The sequence below is a fragment of the Ruegeria sp. EL01 genome, assembly GCF_900313035.1.
In the GTDB taxonomy this organism is placed as follows: Bacteria; Pseudomonadota; Alphaproteobacteria; order Rhodobacterales; family Rhodobacteraceae; genus Ruegeria.
The window spans coordinates 267052-291472 of sequence record NZ_OMPS01000048.1; the positions used below are offsets into that span (position 1 = coordinate 267052).

Below are 24421 nucleotides of genomic sequence, written 5' to 3' on the forward strand. Positions count from 1 at the left end.
GCCGTAATGTCCGCCTATTAACACGGCCATACAAAAAAGACCGGGACCTAAAATGACAGACTTCAACAAGATCCTGATCGCCAATCGCGGCGAGATTGCCATTCGCGTTTTACGCGCAGCCAACGAGATGGGCAAACGCACCGTTGCCGTCTTTGCCGAAGAAGACAAGCTGGGCCTGCATCGTTTCAAAGCGGATGAAGCATATCGCATTGGCGAAGGGATGGGGCCGGTCGCGGCATATCTCTCGATCGATGAAATCATCCGGGTTGCCAAGGAATGCGGCGCGGACGCGATCCACCCGGGCTACGGTCTGTTGTCGGAAAACCCGGATTTCGTGGATGCCTGTGTGCAGAACGGCATCACCTTTATTGGCCCCAAGGCCGAAACCATGCGCGCCTTGGGCGACAAGGCCAGCGCACGGCGGGTTGCAGTCAAAGCTGGCGTGCCGGTGATCCCGGCGACCGAAGTGCTGGGCGATGACATGGATGCGATCCGCGCCGAGGCGGCAGAAGTCGGTTACCCGCTGATGCTCAAGGCGTCCTGGGGCGGTGGCGGACGTGGTATGCGCCCGATCGCATCCGAGGATGAACTGGAAGAAAAGGTATTGGAAGGCCGTCGCGAAGCCGAAGCCGCATTTGGCAATGGCGAAGGATATCTGGAAAAGATGATCACCCGCGCCCGCCATGTCGAAGTGCAAATCCTGGGCGACAAGCATGGTGAGATTTACCACCTTTACGAACGGGATTGCTCGGTCCAGCGCCGGAACCAAAAAGTCGTCGAACGCGCGCCCGCCCCGTATCTGAGCGACGAACAACGTACTGAGATCTGCGAACTCGGCCGCAAAATCTGCGCACATGTAAATTATGAATGCGCAGGCACCGTTGAGTTTCTGATGGATATGGAAACCGGCAAGTTCTACTTCATCGAGGTGAACCCCCGCGTGCAGGTCGAACATACTGTGACCGAAGAAGTCACCGGTATCGATATCGTGCAGGCGCAGATCCTGATCGCCGAGGGCAAGTCGCTGGCCGAAGCGACCGGCGCTGCAAGCCAGTCCGAGGTAAAGTTGAACGGTCATGCGCTGCAGACCCGGATCACCACCGAGGACCCGCAAAACAACTTTATCCCCGACTATGGCCGCATCACAGCCTACCGCTCGGCAACTGGGATGGGCATCCGACTGGACGGCGGCACGGCATATGCCGGCGGGGTGATCACGCGGTACTATGACTCGCTATTGACCAAAGTCACCGCTAAGGCGCCAACACCGCAGGCTGCAATCAGCCGGATGGACCGGGCGCTGCGGGAGTTCCGTATCCGCGGCGTTAGCACAAATATCGACTTTGTCATCAACCTGCTGAAGCATCCGACCTTTTTGTCGAATGAATACACCACCAAATTCATCGACACGACACCGGATCTGTTCAACTTCAAGCGGCGACGCGACCGGGGCACCAAGGTTCTGACCTATATCGCGGACATCACCGTGAACGGACATCCTGAAACCAAGGATCGCCCCGAACCTCGCGCCGATTTGAAAGAGGCCAAGCCCCCCGCGCTCAAGGCCGAGCCGCAGATGGGTGCCCGCAACCTGCTAGAGCAAAAGGGACCGCATGCGGTTGCCGACTGGATGAAGGCGCAGCGCCAACTGTTGATCACCGACACTACCATGCGCGACGGGCATCAGTCGCTGCTGGCGACGCGAATGCGGTCGATCGACATGATCAAGGTGGCGCCCACCTATGCGGCCAACCTGCCGCAGCTATTCAGTGTTGAATGCTGGGGCGGCGCAACTTTTGATGTGGCCTATCGGTTCTTGCAGGAATGCCCGTGGCAGCGCCTGCGCGATCTGCGCGAAGTGATGCCGAACCTGATGACCCAGATGCTGCTGCGCGGTGCGAACGGGGTTGGATATACCAACTATCCCGACAATGTAGTGCAGGAGTTCGTGCGTCAGGCCTCGATGGGTATTGATGTGTTCCGGGTGTTCGACTCGTTGAACTGGGTTGAAAACATGCGTGTCGCCATGGATGCGGTGATTGACAACGGCAAGATTTGTGAAGGCACCGTTTGTTACACGGGTGACATCCTTGACCCGGATCGCGCCAAGTATGACCTGAAATACTATGTCGGCATGGCGAAAGAGTTGCGCGATGCAGGGGCGCATATTCTGGGCCTGAAAGACATGGCGGGCCTGCTGAAACCAGCCTCGGCGCGCATTCTGATCCGCGCTTTGAAAGAAGAAGTTGGGCTGCCGATCCACTTCCATACGCATGACACCGCCGGCATTGCCAGCGCGACCATCCTGGCGGCCTCTGACGCAGGTGTGGACGCGGTTGATTGCGCGATGGACAGCTTCTCGGGCAACACAAGCCAAGCGACTCTGGGCACCGTGGTTGAGGCGCTGCGCCATACCGAGCGGGACACCGGGCTGGACATCAAAGCCATCCGCGAGATCAGCGACTATTTCGAGGCGGTGCGCGGCCAATACGCAGCGTTCGAATCCAGCCTGCAAGCCCCCGCATCCGAAGTTTATCTGCACGAAATGCCCGGCGGCCAATTCACCAACCTCAAGGCGCAGGCGCGCAGCCTGGGATTGGAAGAGCGCTGGCACGAAGTGGCGCAGATGTATGCCGATGTGAACCAGATGTTCGGCGATATCGTCAAGGTAACGCCGTCGTCCAAGGTTGTTGGTGACATGGCGCTGATGATGGTCAGCCAGGGCTTGACCCGTGCCGAGGTGGAAAGCCCGGATACGGATGTGGCCTTCCCGGATTCGGTTGCGGACATGATGCGCGGCAATCTGGGCCAACCTCCGGGCGGGTTCCCGGATGTCATCATTCAAAAAGTTCTGAAAGATGAAGCGCCGAATACCGAACGCCCCGGCAAAGGTGTCGACCCTGTCGATCTGGAGGCCACGCGGGCCGACCTGTCCCAACAACTGGATGGGAAGCAGGTCGATGACGAGGACCTGAACGGCTATCTGATGTATCCCAAGGTGTTTCTGGATTACATGGGTCGCCATCGGATTTACGGCCCGGTCCGTACTCTGCCCACGCGTACTTTCTTTTACGGCATGGAGCCGGGTGAAGAGATCACAGCCGAAATCGACCCGGGCAAAACGCTGGAAATCCGTTGTCAGGCCATTGGTGAGACCGATGAAAAGGGCGAGGTTAAAGTGTTCTTTGAGCTCAACGGCCAACCTCGGGTAATCCGGGTGCCGAACCGGTTGGTGACCTCGACCACGCAAGCGCGACCAAAGGCTGAGGTTGGCAACCCCAACCACGTCGGCGCGCCGATGCCAGGCGTGGTGGCCACCGTTACGGTCGCCGCCGGGCAGGAGGTCAAGGAAGGCGACATGCTGTTGACCATCGAAGCGATGAAGATGGAAACCGGCATCCACGCCGAGCGTGATGCGACGGTCAAGGCTGTCCATGTCCAGCCGGGCGGCCAGATTGACGCCAAGGATCTGCTGATCGAACTGGAATAAAAGCAAAATCGCTTTAGTCTAGGAAAGGCCGCGCAAGATACTGCGCGGCCTTTTTCAATGTTCTAACGGAGGCCCGCCCCCATGCTTGCCATCACTCCGATCTACGCAGCACTGATTGCGCTTTTGTTCGTCGCGCTCAGCGCCAATGTCATCTCGCAACGTCGGAGCGGCCGGATTTCGGTCGGTGACGGAGGCAGCAAGGACATGATCAAGGCGATGCGGACGCATTCAAACTGTGCCGAATACGCTCCGTTTGCGCTGCTGCTGATTGCTATGGTCGAGCTACAAGGCGCGGGTGCGCTTTTGGTAAACCTGCTGGGGCTGTCACTGTTGGCTGGACGGGTTTTGCATGCCTACGGGTTCGGACGCACACCTCAGATCGTCATTCTGCGTCAGATTGGCATGCTGCTGACCTTTGCCGCCATATTGGTTGCAGCTCTGGCAAACCTTGTGTTGGCCCTCTGACAATGAAACCCTTGTCAGCTACGCAAACAAGGTAAGGGCGTCAGGGCTGCAACTGGTTGGTGTCGCAAAATTCCGACGCTTGGACAGGTTCACCGGCTTGGGCACCAGACCTGTTTGTTTGCGCAAATGTGCCAATGACAATCAACGCCGCCAGAAGCGCCATTTTAAAAGTATCTACCTGCTTCATCCGTCACCTCTGCTACGCGCTTGTTTTTGTGTTCTAACCTTTGAACGGATCAGCACATGAATTCCGTCGCGCGAAAGATTTTTTGCCGGTGACGCGTTTTTCCTCTTGCAGCTTTGCGCCAGAATTAATACTTCACGCCTCACTCAACGGCGCGGGCGTAGCTCAGGGGTAGAGCATAACCTTGCCAAGGTTAGGGTCGGGCGTTCGAATCGCCTCGCCCGCTCCATTGAGAGACCGAAAGGTCGCCATAAGTATCTGATGCGGGCGTAGCTCAGGGGTAGAGCATAACCTTGCCAAGGTTAGGGTCGGGCGTTCGAATCGCCTCGCCCGCTCCAGATACAAGCCTCTCCGAACATGCTGGTTCTTTGGTGGGCGTTGCGCCATTCTGCGCGCAAATTCCATCAAGACGAGGCCACGCCCATGCCGGACTATACCATTCGCCCCCTCACCGCCGCCGAAGTTCAATATGCCGTGGACTGGGCGGGCCGTGAAGGGTGGAATCCGGGCGCGCATGACGCCGAGTGTTTTCGCACAACTGACCCTGGCGGATTTCTGGGTGGATTTCTGGATGGTGAGATGATCGCATCCGTTTCGGCCGTCAATTATGACGATACCTTTGCGTTTCTGGGCTTTTACATCGTTCGACCAGAATTCCGGGGCTCGGGGCATGGGTTGGAAATAGCGCAACACGCACTGGCCCATTGCAAAGGGCGCAACATGGGGCTGGACGGGGTGGTCGAGCAGCAGGACAACTATCGCAAATCGGGCTTCACCTTTGCGTATAACAACTACCGCTTTGCTGGAACGAAAAATGGTATGCTGAACAGGTTGCGAAACCGTCCGATGGATCAAATCACCCCACTGATCAGCCTGTCTGACACGTTGAAAGCCTATGACCGCAAACTGTTCCCAGCCCCGCGTGATCAGTTCCTGCAAGGCTGGCTTAGCGCGGGCAGCCACGTGTCGAATACTTATACCGAGAATGGTCAGATCAAAGGCTATGCCACCCTGCGCCTGTGTCAGGCAGGCTACAAAATCGGGCCGCTGTTTGCAGATTCAACTGACATCGCGCGGGATTTGCTGGCTTCGATTTTGACCACCATTCCAGAGAGTCACAGGGAACACGACGTGTTCGTGGACATGCCCCAACCCAATTCAGCGGCCTTTGCACTGGCGGATGAGCTGGGATTGGAAAAGGTATTTGAGACGGCGCGGATGTACTCGGACCACGCGCCTGACATTGATCTGAGCCGCATCTACGGCGTAACCACGTTTGAACTGGGTTAGAACGCCTTGAACGTCATCGTGGTCAGCGATCGCTCAATGCCCGGAATCACCAGAAGGTGTTCGTTAATGAAATGGCCCACATCCTCGGATTCGGGGATGTAGAGTTTCAACAGCAGGTCATACTCGCCACTGGTCGAATAAAGCTCTGAGTGGATTTCGCGCAGCGCGATCTCTTCGGCGACCTTGTAGGTGGTGCCGGGTTTGCAGCGGATCTGGATGAAAACGCAGGTGGACATGGTTTGGCCCTGTTGGTTGAGTTGCGGGCAGGCTGGCATGCCGGGCCTGCGGGCGCAATCCCCTGCAACAGTTTGCAGCGATTGCCACGCTTGGTCTGGATCAATCCACCCTGCCCCGTCTATAAGCGCGCCTGTAGCAAAAGGAATTCGCCCATGCGCACCGCTTTGATCAGCCGCAAAACCGCCGAGACGGACATCTCGGTCGAGATCAATCTCGACGGCACAGGCCAGTATGACAATCAGACCGGCGTCGGGTTCTTTGATCACATGCTGGACCAACTGGCGCGCCATTCGCTGGTCGACATGACGATCCGGGCAACGGGTGACTATCACATCGACGATCACCACACAGTCGAAGATACCGGTATCGCACTGGGTCAGGCCCTGACACAGGCATTGGGCGACAAGAAGGGCATCCGTCGCTATGGCGAGTGTCACTTGCCGATGGATGATGCACAGGTGCGCTGCGCACTGGATTTGTCGGGTCGGCCGTTTCTGATCTGGAACGTGGACCTACCGACACCAAAGATCGGTACATTTGATACCGAACTGGTGCGTGAGTTTTTTCAGGCGCTCAGCACCCATGGCGGCATTACGCTGCATATCGACCAGTTGCACGGGTTCAACAGTCACCACATTGCCGAGGCGGCGTTCAAGTCGGTCGCCCGCGCATTGCGTCTGGCGGTTGAGACCGATCCGCGCAAGGCGGATGCGATTCCGTCGACCAAAGGCGCGCTGTAAGCGCAACCCGAAATGTGGGCACCGGTTTTCAGACAAGTTGCGCGCAGAAAGGACTCAGATGCTCACTGCCATTATCGACTATGAAAGCGGCAACCTGCATTCCGCCGAAAAGGCGTTTCAACGTATGGCGCGCGAGATGGACGCGGGCGAGGTTGTCGTGACTTCGGATGCAGATGTTGTCGCGCGTGCGGATCGGCTGGTTTTGCCCGGCGATGGCGCCTTTCCGGCCTGCGCAGCCGAGCTGCGTGGGCACAAAGGCATCTACGACGCGATGGTCGAGGCGGTCGAACAGAAAGCCCGTCCGTTTCTGGGCATCTGTGTTGGGATGCAGCTGATGGCCTCAAAAGGTCTGGAATACACCGAAACCGATGGATTGGATTGGGTTGCGGGCGATGTGGTTCGGATTGAACCCTCAGACCGCGCGCTGAAAGTCCCGCATATGGGCTGGAATGATCTGGCTCTGGACAGCGATCATCCGGTGTTTGCCGGGGTAAAATCAGGTGATCACGCCTATTTCGTACACTCCTACCACTTTCGGGTCATAGACCCTGCGCAGCGTCTGGCCTATGTGGAGTATGGCCAGGAGGTCACGGCCGTGATTGGCCGTGACACAATGATCGGGATGCAGTTCCACCCTGAAAAAAGTCAGGATGTGGGGCTACGTATGATCGGGAACTTCCTGACCTGGACCCCATGAGGCGTTACTGAACCCGTGTCCATGTCTGTCCACGACAGACCAGACCACCCGCGACACAACCTTTGACGGTCAGTTTGTTCTGGCTGTCCAAAGACATCTTTGAGCTGTAGGTCTTGTTCCGATCTGGCGCCCAGATCTTACCATCATCATACTTGCCGCCACCTTCGGGAATCATATCCCAGATGATCTGTTTGCCGAGGTTTTCGTATTCCAGCTGCTCATTGCCATCTTTGTCAAACGCGGTGTCAATCGTACCGCAGACGGCGCTGCCGCAGGATCCGATGGTCACGTGAAGATAGCCACCCGTGTCGCCTGGCTGTGTTTTCCATAGGCCGTTGACCGGATCAGCGGCAAAGGCGCTGGTTGCCATGGCGGCAAAGGCCGCTGCGAGTGTCAGTTTTTTCATAATACTCTCCCTATTTTGCAAACAGTCTGACCCGGTCGTGGATTTCGGGCAAGATTGACTTTGCGTCGCGTTGCATCCCCTGCCCCGCTTGTGCGATATCCCGCCCGAATAACTATGACATAGGGCCGCCCGACATGATCCTCTACCCCGCCATCGACCTCAAAGACGGCCACGCCGTACGCCTGCTGCGCGGTGAAATGGAAAAGGCCACCGTGTTCAACGAAGATCCGACTGCTCAGGCCCGTGCCTTTGTCGAGGCCGGATGTGACTGGTTGCACCTCGTCGATCTGAACGGCGCCTTTGCGGGCGAGCCGGTCAATGCAGCCCCGGTCGAAGCAATCCTGAAAGACTGTGACGTTCCCGCCCAGCTTGGGGGTGGCATCCGTGACATGGCCACAATCGAGACCTGGTTGGACAAGGGCCTGGCCCGCGTCATTCTGGGCACGGTTGCGGTCGAGAACCCAGAACTGGTTCGCGACGCAGCGCGCGTTTTCCCGGGTCAGGTCGCTGTGGGGATTGATGCGCGCAACGGGCTGGTGGCAACCAAAGGCTGGGCCGAAGAAACCAATGTGCAGGTCACCGATCTGGCGCGCAGCTTTGAGGACGCAGGCGTCGCTGCGATCATCTATACGGACATCAATCGCGACGGCGCGATGCAAGGTCCGAACATCGAAGCCACGGCCGCATTGGCGCAGGCGGTTTCGATCCCCGTCATTGCATCGGGTGGGGTCTCTTCGATCACTGACCTGATCGCCCTGCGCGATTGTGGCGCAGATTTGAACGGTGCGATTTCGGGCCGCGCGCTGTATGATGGGGCGATTGACCTGAAAGAGGCTCTGACAGCGCTCAGAGAATAGTCTGATGTTCGAAACGCGTGTCAAACGGACTGATTTACCCGCCAATAGCTTGTTGCACAAACGACTGCAGAGCGGTGATTTTCTGGACTGTTTCAGCGTCGCCTCGGACCTGCCGCCGCGCCGGGCCGCAGAAATCATCACCGCTTTTCCGACATGGGCAACGGCACTGGTCCGCCTGCGTGGCCAGTTGGTGGCCCCATTTGGGATCAGTAAGACCGGACCCGATGCCAGCGACAATTTGGGGATTTTTCCGGTGGAACATGATGATGAAACCGAGGTGATCGCAGGTTTTAACGATCGTCATCTTGATTTCAGGGTTTGCGTACACTCGGAAAACGGTCGTGTTTCATTGGCCACTTGGGTCCATCGGCACAATCTGGGCGGGCGTCTGTATCTGGCTTTGATCCTTCCGTTTCACATCCTGATCGCCCGGAATGCGCTTGCGCGGGTTCGCCACGCAAGCACCTGATCTGATCGCGCCTAACCGGCTGCCGCTGCCGTCAGTTTTTTCAACGCACCGCGCATCTTTTCGATGACAGGGGATTTTTCGACCTCGTCGAATTCGTCCATTGTTTCTTTGGGGTCCTCGTAGGCCAACCAAACCTGACCATCCGCATCCTCATAAGCCTGCACCTTCAGCGGCAGAAAAAGGCCCGCACCGGGATTGATCATCATGGCCGGTGTCCCCAGCTTTGGGTTGCCGAAAATCAGCACTTGGTTGGCCGGGATGGGCGTTCCCACCTTTTCGGCCCCTGCCGCGTGATCGACGCGGGCAAAGACAGTTGCGCCAGCGTTGCCCACTGCGGCTTCAAGCGCGTCCAGCGCCTCTGCCACGGACTTGTCTGTGGGAACTTTAATTATGTCGTCAGCCATTGCGGACAGCGCCCCTCCGAAGGTGAAAATAGTTGCCAGTATCAGTTTGCGCATATTGGACTTCCTTCTGTGAATTTCACCCTAGTTTTCACAGCTTTGCGTGTTCGGGCAATCACAAGTCTGGCATCGGCGGGCCTTTGCCGGTAGAGGTGCGGCAACAAAGGATGTTCCATGCTGAAAACCCGCATCATTCCCTGTCTGGATGTCGCCGATGGCCGCGTGGTCAAGGGCGTCAACTTTGTTGGTTTGCGCGATGCGGGTGACCCGGTGGAATCGGCCAAGGCCTATGATGCGGCTGGCGCGGACGAAATCTGCTTTCTCGACATCCACGCCACCCATGAAAATCGCGGCACCATGTTCGAAGTCGTGCAGCGCACAGCCGAGCAGTGCTTTGTACCCCTGACCGTTGGCGGCGGTGTGCGCACCAAGGATGATGTGCGGGCCCTGCTGTTGGCCGGGGCCGACAAGGTCAGCTTCAATTCCGCCGCGGTTGCAAATCCGGATGTGGTCGCCGAGGCGGCGGACCAGTTCGGCAGCCAGTGTATCGTGGTTGCCATAGATGCGAAAACCGTCAGCCCCGGCAAATGGGAGATTTTCACCCATGGCGGCCGCAAACCAACCGGCATCGATGCGGTTGAGTTCGCCAAAACGGTTGTTGCCAAGGGCGCTGGCGAAATTCTACTGACCTCGATGGATCGGGATGGCACCAAATCCGGGTTCAACCTGCCCCTGACTCGGGCGATTTCCGACGCGGTTGACGTGCCCGTCATTGCCTCGGGCGGTGTTGGTACGCTAGACCATCTGATCGAAGGTGTGACCGAGGGCGGGGCAAGCGCGGTATTGGCAGCCTCGATCTTTCACTTCGGTGAATATACGATCCGCGAGGCCAAGGAACACATGGCCGCTGCTGGCATACCAATGAGGATGGCATGAGCATTCTAAACGACCTAGCAGCAACGATTGAAGCCCGTAAAGACGCCGGCCCCGACTCCAGCTGGACGGCTAAACTGCTGGCGAAGGGGCCTGAGAAATGCGCCGAGAAATTCGGCGAAGAGGCCATCGAGGCCATTATCGAAGCTATCAAGGGCGACCAAGAGAAGCTGATCGCAGAGGCGGCGGATGTGCTGTATCATCTGCTGGTCATGCTGGCCGCACGCGATGTTGCACTGGACGACGTGTTGTCCGAACTAGCCAGGCGTCAGGGGACAAGTGGCGTTGCGGAAAAGGCGTCTCGGCCCCGTAGTTGATCCTGCGGGTTCCGCCACCCTGACTTCCCCTTTATAGTGACCGTTCGACGCGCACCCGCGCAGGACAGATCAAAGGACGCAGGAATGATCAGACCCATGGCCTATGTTTTGGCCCTGCTCGCGCTGCTGACGCTGACCGCATGTTCTGCGCGCGCCCCGTCCAGCAGTGACGATGTTCAGCGACTGGCAACCGAAATCCAAAGCCTCGGGCCGGATGTTGACCCGCAAGAGGCGCAGCGTGCTGCCAGCATCGCCTATGCCTACACCGCGCAGTTGGCGCAGGACTACCAAATCACGGACCCGCCGCTGATCCACAACGCCAAGGTGAACCGAGGAACGCGCCCGCGCGGGCTTTGTTGGCATTGGGCCGAGGACATCGAACGGCGTTTGAAACAGGAAAACTTCCGCACACTTACCCTGCACCGTGCCATTGCCAATGCCGACAACCCGTTCCGAATCGATCACAGCACGGCCATCATCAGTCGAAGTGGTGAAACCATGTATGAAGGTCTGGTATTGGATCCGTGGCGCTATGGCGGCGTGCTATTCTGGTCGCCGCTGATCGAAGATACCCGATACGAATGGGTTCCGCGCGAGGCGGTTCTGGAAAAACGCCGTCAGGAGCAGGTGGCGCGGTTAAAACCCTATGCCGGTGGCTAAACTTATAGTTTCGAGGATATGATCCCGGTGCTGAACCCGCCCATGCGCAGTTCGCCAAACAGGCGCTGATACTCAATCTTTGGGCACCGGTTCATTATCACATCGACGCTCCGGGCCTGCGCCTTGGCTGCAGCCTCGGCATGTTCAATGCCTATCTGCATCCAAATCGTCTGCAGGTTTGGAAATGCCTCCAGCGCTTCGTCGACAATTGGTGGTACGGCTTCGGATCGGCGGAATATGTCCACCATATCAACCGGCTCTGTTATCTCCGAAAGGTTGCCCCGCACGGTTTGACCGAACAAGTCCTTCCCAGCATGGCCCGGATTGACCGGAATGACCTGGTATCCTTTTAGCGAAAGATACCGCGCCACATAGTAGCTGGGGCGGACAGGGCTTATCGAAACCCCGACAACAGCCACCGTCTTGGTCCGTTGCAAAATCGATTTCAGATGTTCGTCGGAGTAGTCGGTCATCGCCCTATCCTTAGCAGGGTCCAGAAAAGAAAAAAGCGCCCAAGAAACCTTGGGCGCAAGTTTTGGAACGAGGGACAGTGAAATGACCCGCGGCAGTTCCGTTCCGCGGTCACTGTGACATTTAGGCATGATCTGGCTATAAAAAAGAGGTCGCGCTCATTTTTGTGATGACTTTTCACAAATGTCGCAATTGCCCCTATTCCTGATACAGGATGGCAGGCCAGTGTTCATCAGCCATTTGAATGTAATCACCGCGGTCCTGATCCCAGATCTGTTCAACCTGAGGCGAATGCGTCAGGTACAATCTGCCATCAACAACCTGCCAGGCTTGCGGGTCGGTACTTTTGAGGACGCCATATGCTACGGCGTAGGAGCAATACCCACCGAACTGAGGCGCAAATGCGCGCGGGTTGCTTTCAAACATTTCCCGGTGTTTCGGAGACGCAAAATGCCATTCCGCGCCTTTCCACGTCACAGCAATCTCTGGCTGACCAAGGACGGGCACGTCGCTTTCAAAATAAGACACAGGGTCATAACCCGCCATAGCGGCCCCGTCGATCTCGAAGTAGACCGGCATATCTTGTGCCTGCACAGCAGGAGCAAAAACGGTGGCGGTCAGCGCGCCAAGAAGGAAACGTCGGGTCAGCATCACGATTTCAGAATCAGGAACAGAGGGTGGTAAATTGCAACTTTTAGCGCCCGTTGAAACCCCTGTTGACGCGGTTGTGAACGTCTGTACGGCAGTCAGGGCGGGTCAGTCGAAGATATCTTCGATCACATCCCAAGCCTCATCCACAACGCGCGAAAACATCGTTTTCTTCTTTTTCTTGCGTTTGGGCTTGCGAGAGGGTGGGTAAGCTGCAGCTTCACGCGCCGGCCGGGACTCTGACGTCTTTCGCTTGGGCAACATCTTCAGGTTATGCAGTGGGGCACCACAGCTCGAGCAGCTAAGCTCGTGCCGGTCGTTCCCCTTGAGCACCAGCGCGGCGCGTGTACCGCAATAACAGCAGGTCGCAATTTTGGACGGACCGGGAATGGCTCTCTCCTAACTTCAGTGCTGCGATGCATATAGGGCGATTGCCGCTGCATTTGATACGTTCAGTGAGCCGAACCCGCCGGCTGCGTCAATTTTCACCAGTTGATCCACGGTTTCTTTGGTCTTTTGCCGCAAACCGGGCCCCTCTGCCCCCAAAACCAGTGCCACTGGACGATCCTGTCCGCCACTTAGCGCGCCTTCGATCGTATGTTCGGCCTCACCATCCAGCCCAAGCACCAGAAATCCCATATTCTGAAGTTCGACAATCGCATCAGCCAGATTTCGCACCCGCAGATAGGGCTGACGTTCCAGCGCCCCGCTGGCTGTTTTGGCCAGCGCCCCGGTTTCTGGAGCAGAGTGGTGGCGCGTACCGATCACCGCGCTGGCCCCCAGCACCTCGGCCGAGCGAAGAATTGCACCCACGTTGTGTGGATCGGTCACCCGATCCAGCAATATGACCCTCGGGTTCTCGCGACCGATGCAGTTTTCGGCCAGACCACCCCAATCCAATGGCTTCACCTCAAGCGCGGCGCCTTGATGGACAGATCCTGGATCAATTGGAGCGCTGAATTTACGAGGATCAACCATCTCAGCCTCAACGCCTGCAAACTCAATGGCTTCGGCCAGCTTGTCGCGCGCATTCCGGGTCACAACAAGGTGCAGTTTCTGGCGTTCCGGGTTCATCAAGGCATCGCGTACCGCGTGCAAACCAAACAGCCAGACGGTCTCGGATGCAGCCGCTTTCCGGGCCTGCTCCTTTTCAACGACCCACTTGGGTTTTTTCATTTCTTGGGCCTCCAAGCCGGGCGATAGGTTTCCTGCGTCAAAGCATAATTTTCCTGTTGACGCTTCTTTAGCGCGCTAGTAATCACGCCTCCACGTCAGGTGCAACGCCTGACAGTGGGCGACAGGCCGCAAGGTGTGGCAGGGGACTGTAACTCCCTCGCGGAGACGCACGCCTGGTTCGATTCCAGGGTCGCCCACCATCACCCTAAGTATCTGATGCAAAGCGATAATTCCACTAGGAAATCTCTTGTTTCTTCAAGCTCGTGGCAACCCCTGGTACTCATGTGGTACTCACGTTGGTACTCATCACGAATAACCAGTTCATGACCCGTTCCAAAACCGCTAGCATAATCTGGCTAGGAAACAGTTGAGTGAGTGCTATGTGCGGACGTTTTGCAGCCGGTGATATGACCCAGGCACAAATGCTGGAGATCATGCGCGGGTTCCTCGATGCGCCATTTCTCGCAGATGACGCAGCCCCGCACGTGACGGGCTATAACGTCAAGCCGACTAATCAAATCCAGATGGCAGCAATGATCCATGATGAACCGGTGCTGACAACGGCGCGATGGTGGTTCGTCCCTCACTGGCACAAGAAGCCGGTTCCAGAGTGGAAGGCGACAACCTTCAACGCGAAAATCGAGACCGCACCGGAAAAGCCAACCTTTCGAACAGCATGGAAGTCCGGGCGCTGTGCTATTCCTGCCCTCGGCTATTACGAATGGACGGGAACCAAGGGGAACAAGCAACCGTGGTACATTACGGTGAAAACCAATCAGCCCTGTTTCTTCTTTGCCGGTCTTCATTCCTACATGGGTGACGGTCTGCGCACCTGCACCATCCTGACCAGAGACGCCCTGCCTCAAATCAAAGACCTCCACGCACGAACCCCCGTGATCCTAACAAGTGATCAGGTCGAACCGTGGATAAAAGGAGAGATCGGTACAACCGAAGCCCAGAATGCCCTTGGTGCTGGCTGGGATGGTCAGTTTAAGTTTCACCCCGTCCGAAAGTTCGGGATGAAAGATAACGGCCCGGAGATGATAGAGGAATTTCACGAGTAATGACGACACGCAGCAGATCACGAAAGAAGACGGCCGACGAAAACTATTTCCCCATTCGGATAAGGGTAAGGGTACCAGAGGAAGGTTTGGGGCGTCGGTTAGACGAGATGACCTTGTGGCTTGATGAGAACGCAGGCCGAGGTCGCTGGGGTTGGAACGCTGACTGTGTGCTATCTACCAAGTCGCGTGACGCCGCTTCGATCTATTTGATGGACCCGGGTTTGGTTGCCCCAATGATCCGGGCATTCGATCTTGAACTGGCTGTGGCTGATGCGGATCTATGCGGCCGGGGATCGTTCTACAATTTCCGCCCGGTCGAACACATCACGCCAGCTTAGCGAATCTCTCGGCCTGACAAGCTTTCTACTTTGTCGCCGCAGTCCAGAAGCTCGCGACGATCTTGCCTCCAAAGCCGCTCGATTTGCCGGTCGTTCAGCCACCCCCCAGGAATAAGTACCGGATCCGCGCATGGGTTGGTCTGCTTAACGAAGGGCGTTGAGCCGCCGCACCCGGTCAGGGCTAAGACACTGCTCAACAATAACAGGGTCCGCATTTTCTTCTTCCTCCAACATTCGGGCGAGATCATCGCGTTCGTTGGCTACTCTGATCCTTGCCGCCTCCGACCTTTGCCCGGCCTCGATCTGTTCCAGCAGTTCCGCTTTGTGGTCATCCTCGGCCGCGCTGTACCCCATGCGATAGCCGAGCCCACCTGACCCAACGACAAGGGCCAGAACGCCAAGGATCACCCAAGGGTTCAAGCCGCCCATGGCATTTCCATCTTCTCCTTCACCATCTCGCGGATGCGATCACCGACAACAATCGGATCGCCGGGTTTCTCCATGTCTGGCAGCCAGCAGATATCCCACTTAAAGCGCTGCCTGATTCCAAGCGTCGGCTGGATCTCGGCGTGGGTGAGAACGGAATAGCGACTAACCGGGATATCAAAGGCGCCGCAGTAGTACGCCATCCGTTCCGCCAAGGCTTCGACCTGCGCCCAAGTCATCGGGGCTGAACCCTTATTAAACGGCCGCTCTACCGCACCTGCCATACAGTCCACCGAAATCCCGATGGCTCCGGTGTTGGCGTTCAAGGTGTGTGAGGCCGCATGACCAACCCGATAGGTTGCCTGGGCTGTTGCGGGAAACTTGCCGCTGTGTACCCGGCCGTCGTGATCGATCACTTCGTTGTAATGACGCAACTCCAAATCGATGATGCCTTTAGCGCCAGCAGTCCAATGACCATGAATACGATGCAGCCCCGAGGGGTGGAACAGATCCGGCAGGCGTCGGCCGTCCCGGTCCTTGAGCGCGTCGTTGATGGCGCTGCGCGTCTGCGGCCCCATCATCCCATCAATTGGCCCCGGCATATGGCCCAGAGCGGCACATCTCGCTTGGATATCACGAATAGAAAACGTCATTTCTTTTCATCCTCCTGTGGAACACGGGCCGCTGCCCGAACGATCTGGATCAATAGCCTGCCAACTGCGGGCCCTTCGATACCCAGAGCCAAAAGGCCGGGTAGCGCATAGGCCCACCAGGGCGGCGCTTTTGCCATTAGGTTGAACACGTAGTCAGCGACGAACAGGGCGATGACGGAGGCAACGGCTATTACACGAAGCCATGAAACGTTCCGTTCATCAGCCATATCCGAATGTCCTGATCAGGCCCCAGACCACCAGGAACAGTAGAGCTCCTGCAAAACTTGTCGGAGACATCGACAGAACCATCACAAGGGGAACGGTGACATGGAACAGGTCGAGCCGATTGCGCCGACTGCCTAAAAACCCCTTCATTGCTTGCATCAAGGCCAACGCTTATCCTCCTGAAAATCCGTTGGGATTGGGCTCATTCGCTTGATCTTGTCGGAGGCTTCACGGATTGCGGTCACCGTAGACCAGATAACTTCACCAGCCTCCCAAGCTGCGAGTTCATCTTCGGTCCAATTCGAACGACCTTTGGCTGTGAGTTTGACCGCCTGAGCGAGTAGGTTTCGCTGCTTCCATTCGGGTGCGATTTCGAGGATGCGCCGCGCTGCTTCACGCTTAACATCAGACTCAACCGGTAGCGGTTGGTTGGCCCAGCCTTTTTCGACGTCTTCCTGCTGCTTTTTGTTGAGAGTGACTTGGATACCGTTGATCAGGGCTTTCATATCAAATCTCCCAATCGATGCGCATGTGAAGCTGGCTGATGTTGCCAGCGTTCGCCTTTATCCGGATCGCGTTGCATCCCAAAATGCTGGTATCTGTCAGCCTCCCGGCACCAAACAATGAATGGTTCTCCGTACCAGGTGGTGGAACCCCAGCCCGATGACCCTTAAAAGTTGGGCTGCCATTCAAAACGCGGAGACCCTGCACCAGTCCATCGCCAGACCCTCGGAATTCATGGTTACCACTGTTCAACTGACTGGTGGTTAGGGAAAAGCCATTGATGTTCACCCCAGCTGCAGCCGCCCCAGGGGCCGCTCCAAAATCATTTACGAAGTAACCCTGTACGGCTTCAAAAAAGGCACCCGATGCCCCCTCTGTACCAACCTGCAAAAGTAGGTAGGCACCATCGATTTCAGGCTTGTAGCCATGGAAATTGTAACGGAAACCTCGGTTGCTAATGGGTACATCAAGGGCAAAAAACGCAGTGTTGCTGGTGATGTTGATTTCTTCCGAAGATCCCTTGCTCAAGACGAACGCGGTGAAGCGAACGCCGTCACAGAAGACACGCACCAGCTGACCCGGGAGCGTCTTAAACGTGGACTTGAAATTGATCTGTTCTGGGCCTGTGGTCGCGATTGTCGTGACGCCGAGGCTATCCGTAACATCAAACCAGAACCCGTTCCCCAGTGTCGCGGCCAGAGGGAGTGTCAGGGTCGGGATGTTTGAGCAATTCAAAAGTGCCTTTCGATCCTCAACCACTATCGCCCGAGAGATACTAACACTCTTAACCTGCGTGACCTGGACGGCCGCAGCGCTGGCGGCTGCTGCGGCCGCTGCTGCTGTGGCATCTGCGGCATTGCCTTCTGCCGCCAATATGTCCGCCACGGTTGGCCCGGCGATAAACCCTAACCCATCATTTGAGAAACTAAGCGCACGACCTGCACGATTGGCCGCATCGACTTCAAGCGGGCTTATTGCAGCGACGTTGGGAGAAACCCGCATCATTCCGGCTGCATCCCGCGCCTGCTCCTGCTGTACGGCAGTCAGAGCGTCAGCATCGTTTTGGAGGTTTTCAGAGAGCTTTGGCGAATTCCCTAAGTACTGATTTTCCCGCCTGGGTGAGCGAGTGCCGTAGATCTCGACATCGACGTCGGTTACCGCACTGTTCAAAACAACCTTGGCGTCGGTTGATCGTCCATTTGCGAAGGTTGCGGTGATCGATAAGAGAACGGTTTTGACACCATCGATAAAAACAGAGACGTCACCTGTAGAAAATATTGGGAACGTGACATCGAACTCAGTGGTCAATACGACCGGCTGATAAAGTTTGTATCTGTTCGACTGTGGAAGCGTCATATGGGATCACCGCTGTTTTGCGATAAAATCCCCTTTCACTGCGGCTTCTCGCAATGCACAGCCCTTACTGACGCGGCTTCGCCCCTGTCGCCGACACCGCCGCATCCTCGACTTTTCGAAACATAGGTAGCAACCACCAGATGTTGTTGCCAGGAATCGGCCGCATCAGTTTCCGCACATCCCGGTAGCTGGCTTTCCCCGATGAATATGCGTTGACGGCCTCGGCTGCACTAGCAACCATATCGACACTTGGCCCTGCAAGACCTTGAACCGCCGATCTCGCCTGGAACCGCGACACAGGTTCGCCAGTGATCGATAACCGCCCACCAGATAGAGCTGATGCCGCGTTATAGGGTTCCATCAACCACCCCGCCAGACCAGACCGATCGAGGGCGTCTTCCCAGAACGCGTCACCTTCCTTGGGCTCGTAACCTCCAAGGTTGGCTTTGATGTTTGAGGCAAGGCCCGCCAAGAGGATTGCGCTGGTTACTTGGGCCAACACATCCGCATCCGCTCTTTGGATACCGGACAGCAAGATCCGGTGGTGCGCTGACATCGCAAAGCTTTTGAATTGCAGGAAGAACTTCCCGAGTTCCGTCGAGAACGCCAGTGGTTTATCCTGACCGGGTGTGATCACCATCAGATCAAACTCACGGTTCATTGCACTGCGAAACGCACCAAACGCTTCGGCATCCGTCCAATCCTGACCACGTGGCAACCACATGGTCCCGCCCTTGTCGCCGAATTCGTCGATCTGTTTGGCGATACGTTCAGCCATGTGCGGCTCGATTCCGTTTTCGGCCAGCGTCCGAAGCTGCTTCTTGGTGGCTTTGCCCGCGCGAACAGCATCAGCCGCCTTGGACATCTTGGACGCCACTGCCGCACCACCTACAGTTTTCCATCCGACATTCCACGGGATCATGCCAGTCGCTATGGAGAACTGACGCGCCCCCTGCCCCAGAACCCGCTCCATTTTGGTTCCCGCACCATAGGGGTCAAACATCTCTGCCATCGACATAGCGCGGGAATTCAACCACCACTCAGCGGCTGCACCGATCTCGGCCATATCCTTCGCGGCAAGGCCAAGTTTCTTTGGGTTGGTCAACGCCGTTGCTGCGGTTCCAAATGCCCCTTCAATACCGCCGCGCCCGATGACGCCAGCTACATCAGGGATCGCCGACAACATCATGCCGCCCAGATAGCCCATGTACGAGACTGTCCGAAGCGCACGGTTCGCCTGTATCCACCCACTGCGCGGGTTATCAGGAACACCGTATCTGTTACGCAAGCGGTCCCGCATCCCTTCGAGATCACGCAGGCGTTCGGCGCCTTCTTCCTGGACCTTAAGTTTCTGCTTCGCGGACTTCGCCGATTTCATCTGCTTGGCGATTTCTTCGGTGATCTTCGTCCTCGCCTCGGTCATCTCCGCATCACCAAACCGACGGGTGATTTCGATATCCGGAACCATCTGGCGGAAGTATTGCGACATGATCGCTTCCGCGTTCGATTCCAGCCACGGCTCAAGGATCAGATCGTCAACATCCAGAACACGGGCACTTGTCGGTGACGACAGTGTTGCCTCGTAGCTGTGTTGTCCTGGCTTAAGACCCAGCAATGAACGGACGGTGTCATTAACGGATTGTTCAATCTCTGCATCCGTGGCGTTCGCATAGAATTCGTCCGCTGATTTCTGTTTATCCAAAGCGCGTTGCGTTGCTTTCGCGATATCTTTGGTTTCGGCGGATTGATCATCCAGTCTGGTTTGCAGCGCCTTCTCGGCTTCCGCTCGTTTCCTCTGGAACTCGGATCGAAGAACCACAGCGATATCATCGCCTGTTCCATCACCGAAGTGCCGGCGGATCCGTTCGGTATTGTAGACCCGTGAGAAATAGGAATCGGCGTTTTTGACTTGTAGATCAGCATCGAAGATCCCGACCTTGGTAGCCTCATCCTTGATCTTGTCGAAGATCTCACGACGCAAAGCATCGGCGGCACTTTGGATCTGCGGGATCGGATGTTTATCACCGCGCCGCATCGCCTTGCCGACTTCATCCATAAACTCAGGCGCCGTCAGCTTCCGATCTTTCCCCATCAGGTTGTTGAACCGGGTGGTGACGGGTGCGGTCAATGTTCCAATTGTTCCGGCAGGGCCATCCTTGGCGTACTCCGAGAATGAACGAGACAGCACCGAAAGGGCGGATGCCAGTTCGTTGCGTTCACGATCAAGGATTCGGGCTTCAACCGATGGCCCTCCGATCCTGACGCTTTGTCCGGTATCATTGGCTGCGTATTGCAGCGGGGTCTCAACCAGATCCACCAGCGCCGACCGGACCTCTCGTAACGGGGATAACTGGGCGCGCAGAACCGGATCGCTGCGGACGACACCACGCAGGACGGGAACCCGGTTCACCATCTGGAAAATCTCTTCCCGGCGCAGTGTGAGATCGGCCCGGTTTTCAGCGGCACCAACAGAACGCAGCGCTTCATCGTATTCATGGGTCAGCGTGATCGCATCTTCGACGCGCTTGGAAGCCGCCTTGAATTGGTTGGCAGTCAGCTTCCCGGCCGCTGCCCCAAGCACACCACCGAGGACAAACGACCCACCAATGGCAAAAGCGCTTTCTGTGGCCGTGCGCGTCTCCTGTGTGCCTTGTAGGACGGTCTCATCCAGTGCCGCAGCAAATGCAGCTGATCCCGCCACTGTCAGCCCGGTGCGCGCGATAGAGACACCCTTCGCACCCTTGACCACTGCACCACCTGGGATAAGCGAGGATGGCGATAGTACAGCGGCCCCCATCTGTGAGAGGACACCAAGACCACCCGCCGCATCCAGCACCGCGCGATCATCCCGTTCCCGGTCGATCTGGGCTTTCATCGCGACAACATCTTCCTGATCACGGGCACCAGCAAATCGGCCGGCGTAATCCTCGTATTCGGTGCCCTGGACATCATCCCAGGGCCGATAGTCAGGATCAAAGGGTTTCAGGGGATCGTAGTTGAAACTGGTAGCAGCGGAGACAACAGGGTTTTCCGTCCGAAAGGCTGCCCCAAGAACATCCCCGATCCCGGTTGGTGCTTCCTCAGTTGGGGTAACGCTCATCCCGTCGGGTAGCGCCAAGGGGCCGTAGAACTGCTCGGTATCTTTGAAGGGCATCAGTTGGTCTCCGGTGGTGCACCGCGGTACTTGTCTTTGTTGTTGACGACCTCATCCAGCGCCTGGCCCTCTGTCATACCCTGCGCTCTGAGGTGTTCACGCCACAGACGCAGATTGACGACTTCCGCCTCTTTGTCGCGCGGTTCTGCTTCGAACTCTGCCCGCGCTGTCTCGGGTTCACCTGTCGGCGGATCAAAGAAGAACCGGCCGGGCACCGCTTGCAACTCGTCGTTATCGTCACGAAACATCACGGTGTAAGATGGCTGCTGTTTCGCGGCCACCTCTTCGCGTGTGGTATGATCCGACATCAGCATGATCCGACTGCTGTCCACCCATTTGCGCCCGCTGATCGCATCCGTGATCCGAGAGAAACCCCAGGCATCATTGGCGTCATCATCAAAGGCGAATTCGCTGACCGCTTGTTCAAGCTGTTGGGACATGTAGTCCGGGTTGCGTGCCGAAGATGGATAGAAGTTCTGTGGTGGATACTTCATCAAGCGGCTGCTGCCGCTGATCATGTTGGGGCCATAGACGCGAGACATCTCGGACAACGCCCGGTTCTTGGCGAGACCGGGATCACCTGTGCCAACATAAGCGTCCCGGAACAAACGGTCATATTCCGTCATCATTTCGGCCTGCTGGGCCTCATTACCGAGTTCAGCATCGATGCCTTTGTCCGAGAGATGATCAACCAGATCACCATGATCCAGTTCCTTGGCCGCTGTTTTCGCGGCGTCCGACAGGTTCTTGCGCTTCGCAACCATCTCAGGAGCATTGTTGTCGATGACCCGTTGCGCCGCTTCCTCAGCCCCCATGAACTTGGAATAGAACGAATAGTCGCTCAGTGCGTTGTTGACAGCACCCTTGCCGTCGAACATGTCGATGGCGCCGGACTGACGCTGAATCACCTGGCTAAGGAATTCCATGGAACTAGCGAGCTGCTTTGGATCACCAGATACGGTTGCCCCTCGGATCGCGTCAAACATCGTGCGCGGCAAGAACCCGGTACGTACAGCGATTTCACCCGCCATCGTTTGACCCGCTGGTGAAAGGGGCTGCTCATCCTCAAGCATGGATTTGAACGCGTCGTCCACTCTGTTGCGCTGTTTGCTGTCAAACGGGTTCCATTGGGTGGCACCATCGGCGAGATTGTGAACGGTTTGTTGAACTTCGATCTGGGTTTTCCGCTGCTTCTGCAACTCAGACACCAGCGCGTCCTGGGCGGCGTCTGAGATGTTATGATCCTGCCGAATCTCCTGTTCGGTCAGCGTGTCATCCTGCGCGGCCAAGCGTTCCCGGTATTCAACGGCCGACGCATCTTCGAGACGCTTCTTGATACCATAGGCGTCTCTGAGGCTGGTGGATGCCATAGCCCGAACTTCGGTGTCTTCGATCTGATCGATCTGTACCTGTTGTGCTGCGATATCCGAGGCTTTGACGGTCATCTTCCGCGCCGCCCAATTCTTTGCGTCGGTCGCTGTCATGTTGGCGAGAAACGGGTTCGCCTGGATCACCTTGGCGGGCAGAAACTCAGACAGCTTTGCCGTGGGATCAGCGGTCAACACCTGAACGGCACCGCCTGCCCCAAAGAAATGCGCCATGTATTCGGTAGCTTCATTGACCGGAACCCCGGCGTTATTCAGAACCGCCGCGTTGTTGGCGCGGAAATGCTGGAACACTTCCGACGATGCGCCGGAATCCTTCCGCATCTCAAGAAGTTCGGCCTCGCTGAGACCTGCCGCCCATTGCGCGCCCCCTTGCTTGCGCAGGGTTTTCACGCTCTGCAGCCAGGTCCCTTTGGTGAATTGGTGATGGCCCGTTGCCGACGAGTTCGGGTTTTGCGCCGAGGCCTTCCCCCCGCTTTCAACCTTGACGACCTTGGCTTCGTATCCGTCCGCTGTCAGGGTATCGACAAAGGCGTTGGCATCGATACCCTTCAAACGGCCCTGGGTCGCATTGTACAGTTTCTGGCGTACATCTGGCGAAAGATCGGGGTCTTCCAGCGTGTCTTCCAACTCCTGCCGCAACTCATCAGGGATTTCTGTGTCACCTTTGATTTCGCCGAGAACGCGCATCTGGCGGGAAGCTTTGGCGGCAGCACGTGTGCCCCGCAAAAACGCCTCGGTTTCTTTCGGGGTCTCTGAGATGTACGGGGCGTTGCCACGAAATGAAGACAACTGTTCGATCTCCGCCAACTTGGCATTGGCCGCTTCCTCATCCCCGGCCGAGAACAAATTGATGTAGTCGTCAACAAGCATGTCCCGATGGGTTGCCGTATTACGATCGCTTTCCCGGTACTCGCGATTGGTGGCCTGGCTGAACAGCCCATTGAATCGGCGGCTGGCTTCTGTCTTGGCACTCGCCAGCAGATCCTCCTTGAGAACCCGCGGGATGCTTTCGTCTTCTTCCAGCAGTTTGATGTAGCCGTCGGACGCATCTTTGAAACCAGCGGGGTTGAACTCGTATTTGCGTGCCAGCTCCGTGAAGTTCTCGGACATGTCGACGCTGCGCTGGGACAGATATTTGGAGAAGGCAGCAGCATTATGGATATCAGACTGCCTGCCACCCAACGCGGATTTCTCATCCACCTGCAACTGACCGTTCTCATCCCTGTAAACAGAATCGAGGCCCGCTTCCTTGGCTTCTTTCTCAGCCGCTGGTTTGACGAATTCAGCGCCCAACCGGGCAAGCTCGGATAGTGCGGCGAACCCTTGACCCGCCTTTGCCGGTTCAGCGGCTACGTTTGAAACCGCTCGCTTCCGGATAACCTCAGGTACTCTTGCCATTATTGCCCCCGGATTTGTAAGCGCCGTATTGGGCGAGTGGAACTGCGGCGCCAAGGACGCCAGTCAAAAGCGAGAACCGCCCGGATCGTCTCGCTGATTTCGCCGCTGTTCGGAAGTTAGCGGCACGTTGTGTCCCGTCTGCGCGCTGGATAACTCGGTCCCGATCAGCGTTTCGAACTGACGTGGTTTCCAGCAAGACCGCATTGGGTGAATTACTCGATAATCCGTTTGCTGCACGTGAGGCTCGGACAGTCGACAGGAAACTGTTCAAATCGTCTCGCGCTATCGTATCCCGCTGCAGCGTTTGGGTTTCGGCTAGTTTTGCCTCACTGTCCAAACGCGCGCCTTCCGACATCGCGTTTGCAGATTGAGCAGCACCGGACGCCAAGCTGCTAACCGCTGATGCTGCAACCATAAATCCCGTGAAAGGGTCCATTAGACAACCACCCTATATCCGATCTTTAGGATCTTTAG

At 57.0% G+C, this 24421-nt stretch carries 28 protein-coding genes and 3 tRNA genes; 15 read left to right on the forward strand and 16 right to left on the reverse strand.

Translation table 11 applies throughout. The features are described 5' to 3' along the window. The first annotated feature begins 52 nt into the window (after positions 1-52). The 5 genes from D9K61_RS25455 (at position 53) to D9K61_RS25475 (ending at position 5429) form a co-directional block, all read left to right on the forward strand. Positions 53-3490 (forward strand): pyruvate carboxylase, encoded by a 3438-nt coding sequence (locus tag D9K61_RS25455; protein WP_120636001.1) that lies wholly within the window; start codon positions 53-55, stop codon positions 3488-3490. An 81-nt stretch (positions 3491-3571) separates the two neighbouring features. Beyond that, positions 3572-3955 carry an MAPEG family protein gene (locus D9K61_RS25460; RefSeq protein WP_120636002.1) on the forward strand — a complete coding sequence of 128 codons (384 nt, stop codon included), beginning with the start codon at positions 3572-3574 and terminating at the stop codon, positions 3953-3955. Positions 3956-4293: 338 nt separating this feature from the next. Next, a tRNA-Gly gene (locus D9K61_RS25465) sits at positions 4294-4368 on the forward strand. Positions 4369-4402: 34 nt separating this feature from the next. Then, positions 4403-4477 (forward strand) — tRNA-Gly (locus D9K61_RS25470). A gap of 19 nt (positions 4478-4496) precedes the next feature. Beyond that, positions 4497-5429: a GNAT family N-acetyltransferase gene (locus D9K61_RS25475; protein ID WP_254055873.1), complete on the forward strand. Its 933-nt coding sequence runs from the start codon at positions 4497-4499 to the stop codon at positions 5427-5429. Here D9K61_RS25475 and D9K61_RS25480 read toward each other — a convergent pair. Then, positions 5426-5665 (reverse strand): Lrp/AsnC family transcriptional regulator, encoded by a 240-nt coding sequence (locus tag D9K61_RS25480; RefSeq protein WP_120636199.1) that lies wholly within the window; start codon positions 5663-5665, stop codon positions 5426-5428. The two genes, D9K61_RS25475 and D9K61_RS25480, sit on opposite strands and share 4 nt — an antisense overlap. Positions 5666-5818: 153 nt before the next feature. Between D9K61_RS25480 and hisB the strand changes: the two genes are divergently transcribed. Continuing rightward, positions 5819-6406 (forward strand): imidazoleglycerol-phosphate dehydratase HisB, encoded by a 588-nt coding sequence (gene hisB, locus D9K61_RS25485; protein WP_120636003.1) that lies wholly within the window; start codon positions 5819-5821, stop codon positions 6404-6406. 58 nt (positions 6407-6464) lie between these two features. After that, complete coding sequence (hisH, locus tag D9K61_RS25490; protein WP_120636004.1) at positions 6465-7103, forward strand: imidazole glycerol phosphate synthase subunit HisH; 639 nt, start codon at positions 6465-6467, stop codon at positions 7101-7103. A gap of 4 nt (positions 7104-7107) precedes the next feature. On the opposite strand, the gene D9K61_RS25495 is transcribed toward hisH, so the two are convergent. Next, entirely contained in the window at positions 7108-7509 is a 402-nt protein-coding gene (locus D9K61_RS25495; protein ID WP_120636005.1) for a DUF2147 domain-containing protein, read from the reverse strand. A gap of 134 nt (positions 7510-7643) precedes the next feature. Here D9K61_RS25495 and hisA point away from each other — a divergent pair, with 134 nt between their 5' ends. Both hisA and D9K61_RS25505 read left to right on the forward strand, forming a co-directional pair. Next, complete coding sequence (hisA, locus tag D9K61_RS25500; RefSeq protein WP_120636006.1) at positions 7644-8366, forward strand: 1-(5-phosphoribosyl)-5-[(5-phosphoribosylamino)methylideneamino]imidazole-4-carboxamide isomerase; 723 nt, start codon at positions 7644-7646, stop codon at positions 8364-8366. Between the two features lie 4 nt (positions 8367-8370). Next, on the forward strand, positions 8371-8835 hold the full coding sequence (locus D9K61_RS25505) for a DUF2867 domain-containing protein (protein WP_120636007.1): 465 nt from the start codon (positions 8371-8373) through the stop codon (positions 8833-8835). 11 nt (positions 8836-8846) lie between these two features. Here D9K61_RS25505 and D9K61_RS25510 read toward each other — a convergent pair whose 3' ends face one another. Continuing rightward, positions 8847-9293 carry a DUF302 domain-containing protein gene (locus D9K61_RS25510; RefSeq protein WP_162947023.1) on the reverse strand — a complete coding sequence of 149 codons (447 nt, stop codon included), beginning with the start codon at positions 9291-9293 and terminating at the stop codon, positions 8847-8849. Between the two features lie 117 nt (positions 9294-9410). Here D9K61_RS25510 and hisF point away from each other — a divergent pair, with 117 nt between their 5' ends. The 3 genes from hisF (at position 9411) to D9K61_RS25525 (ending at position 11146) form a co-directional block, all read left to right on the forward strand. Next, entirely contained in the window at positions 9411-10172 is a 762-nt protein-coding gene (gene hisF / locus D9K61_RS25515; protein WP_120636008.1) for an imidazole glycerol phosphate synthase subunit HisF, read from the forward strand. Continuing rightward, a complete protein-coding gene (locus D9K61_RS25520; RefSeq protein WP_120636009.1) occupies positions 10169-10486 on the forward strand; it encodes a phosphoribosyl-ATP diphosphatase in 318 nt (105 codons plus the stop codon). Before hisF ends, D9K61_RS25520 begins: the two co-directional genes overlap by 4 nt. A gap of 84 nt (positions 10487-10570) precedes the next feature. Beyond that, positions 10571-11146 (forward strand): hypothetical protein, encoded by a 576-nt coding sequence (locus D9K61_RS25525; protein ID WP_120636010.1) that lies wholly within the window; start codon positions 10571-10573, stop codon positions 11144-11146. 2 nt (positions 11147-11148) lie between these two features. On the opposite strand, the gene D9K61_RS25530 is transcribed toward D9K61_RS25525, so the two are convergent. From D9K61_RS25530 to rlmB, 4 genes are all read right to left on the reverse strand, one after another. After that, the gene (locus tag D9K61_RS25530; RefSeq protein WP_120636201.1) at positions 11149-11619 is read right to left on the reverse strand and encodes a CoA-binding protein; all 471 of its coding nucleotides are present in this window, start codon (positions 11617-11619) and stop codon (positions 11149-11151) included. Between the two features lie 196 nt (positions 11620-11815). Beyond that, the gene (locus D9K61_RS25535) at positions 11816-12268 is read right to left on the reverse strand and encodes a YHS domain-containing (seleno)protein (protein WP_120636011.1); all 453 of its coding nucleotides are present in this window, start codon (positions 12266-12268) and stop codon (positions 11816-11818) included. A gap of 105 nt (positions 12269-12373) precedes the next feature. After that, complete coding sequence (locus D9K61_RS27660) at positions 12374-12655, reverse strand: hypothetical protein (protein ID WP_120636012.1); 282 nt, start codon at positions 12653-12655, stop codon at positions 12374-12376. Positions 12656-12670: 15 nt separating this feature from the next. Beyond that, on the reverse strand, positions 12671-13441 hold the full coding sequence (rlmB, locus tag D9K61_RS25545) for a 23S rRNA (guanosine(2251)-2'-O)-methyltransferase RlmB (RefSeq protein ID WP_120636013.1): 771 nt from the start codon (positions 13439-13441) through the stop codon (positions 12671-12673). A gap of 116 nt (positions 13442-13557) precedes the next feature. Between rlmB and D9K61_RS27105 the strand changes: the two genes are divergently transcribed. The 3 genes from D9K61_RS27105 to D9K61_RS25555 all read left to right on the forward strand — a co-directional run bounded on the left by D9K61_RS27105 (position 13558) and on the right by D9K61_RS25555 (position 14843). Further along, positions 13558-13641 (forward strand) — tRNA-Tyr (locus tag D9K61_RS27105). Between the two features lie 180 nt (positions 13642-13821). Continuing rightward, positions 13822-14505, forward strand: a complete 684-nt coding sequence (locus tag D9K61_RS25550; protein ID WP_120636014.1) for an SOS response-associated peptidase — start codon at positions 13822-13824, stop codon at positions 14503-14505. After that, positions 14505-14843, forward strand: a complete 339-nt coding sequence (locus tag D9K61_RS25555; RefSeq protein ID WP_162947024.1) for a hypothetical protein — start codon at positions 14505-14507, stop codon at positions 14841-14843. The genes D9K61_RS25550 and D9K61_RS25555 overlap by 1 nt, the downstream gene beginning before the upstream one ends. Before the next feature lie 144 nt (positions 14844-14987). Here the strand turns inward: D9K61_RS25555 and D9K61_RS27110 are convergent, their stop codons facing one another. The 9 genes from D9K61_RS27110 to D9K61_RS27120 all read right to left on the reverse strand — a co-directional run bounded on the left by D9K61_RS27110 (position 14988) and on the right by D9K61_RS27120 (position 24383). Then, entirely contained in the window at positions 14988-15272 is a 285-nt protein-coding gene (locus D9K61_RS27110; protein WP_162947025.1) for a hypothetical protein, read from the reverse strand. Next, positions 15260-15922, reverse strand: a complete 663-nt coding sequence (locus D9K61_RS25565; protein ID WP_120636017.1) for an N-acetylmuramoyl-L-alanine amidase — start codon at positions 15920-15922, stop codon at positions 15260-15262. The genes D9K61_RS27110 and D9K61_RS25565 overlap by 13 nt, the downstream gene beginning before the upstream one ends. Beyond that, positions 15919-16149 (reverse strand): hypothetical protein, encoded by a 231-nt coding sequence (locus tag D9K61_RS25570; protein WP_120636018.1) that lies wholly within the window; start codon positions 16147-16149, stop codon positions 15919-15921. Before D9K61_RS25570 ends, D9K61_RS25565 begins: the two co-directional genes overlap by 4 nt. Beyond that, the gene (locus tag D9K61_RS27115; RefSeq protein WP_162947026.1) at positions 16142-16297 is read right to left on the reverse strand and encodes a hypothetical protein; all 156 of its coding nucleotides are present in this window, start codon (positions 16295-16297) and stop codon (positions 16142-16144) included. The genes D9K61_RS25570 and D9K61_RS27115 overlap by 8 nt, the downstream gene beginning before the upstream one ends. Before the next feature lie 8 nt (positions 16298-16305). Further along, positions 16306-16653 carry a hypothetical protein gene (locus D9K61_RS25575; RefSeq protein WP_120636019.1) on the reverse strand — a complete coding sequence of 116 codons (348 nt, stop codon included), beginning with the start codon at positions 16651-16653 and terminating at the stop codon, positions 16306-16308. Position 16654: 1 nt separating this feature from the next. Continuing rightward, positions 16655-18007, reverse strand: coding sequence for a hypothetical protein (locus tag D9K61_RS25580; RefSeq protein WP_120636020.1), 1353 nt, complete (start codon positions 18005-18007; stop codon positions 16655-16657). Between the two features lie 64 nt (positions 18008-18071). After that, positions 18072-21161 carry a hypothetical protein gene (locus D9K61_RS25585; protein WP_120636021.1) on the reverse strand — a complete coding sequence of 1030 codons (3090 nt, stop codon included), beginning with the start codon at positions 21159-21161 and terminating at the stop codon, positions 18072-18074. After that, the gene (locus tag D9K61_RS25590; protein ID WP_120636022.1) at positions 21161-23947 is read right to left on the reverse strand and encodes a hypothetical protein; all 2787 of its coding nucleotides are present in this window, start codon (positions 23945-23947) and stop codon (positions 21161-21163) included. The genes D9K61_RS25585 and D9K61_RS25590 overlap by 1 nt, the downstream gene beginning before the upstream one ends. Next, a complete protein-coding gene (locus D9K61_RS27120; protein WP_162947027.1) occupies positions 23931-24383 on the reverse strand; it encodes a hypothetical protein in 453 nt (150 codons plus the stop codon). The genes D9K61_RS25590 and D9K61_RS27120 overlap by 17 nt, the downstream gene beginning before the upstream one ends. Between the last annotated feature and the right edge of the window lie 38 nt (positions 24384-24421).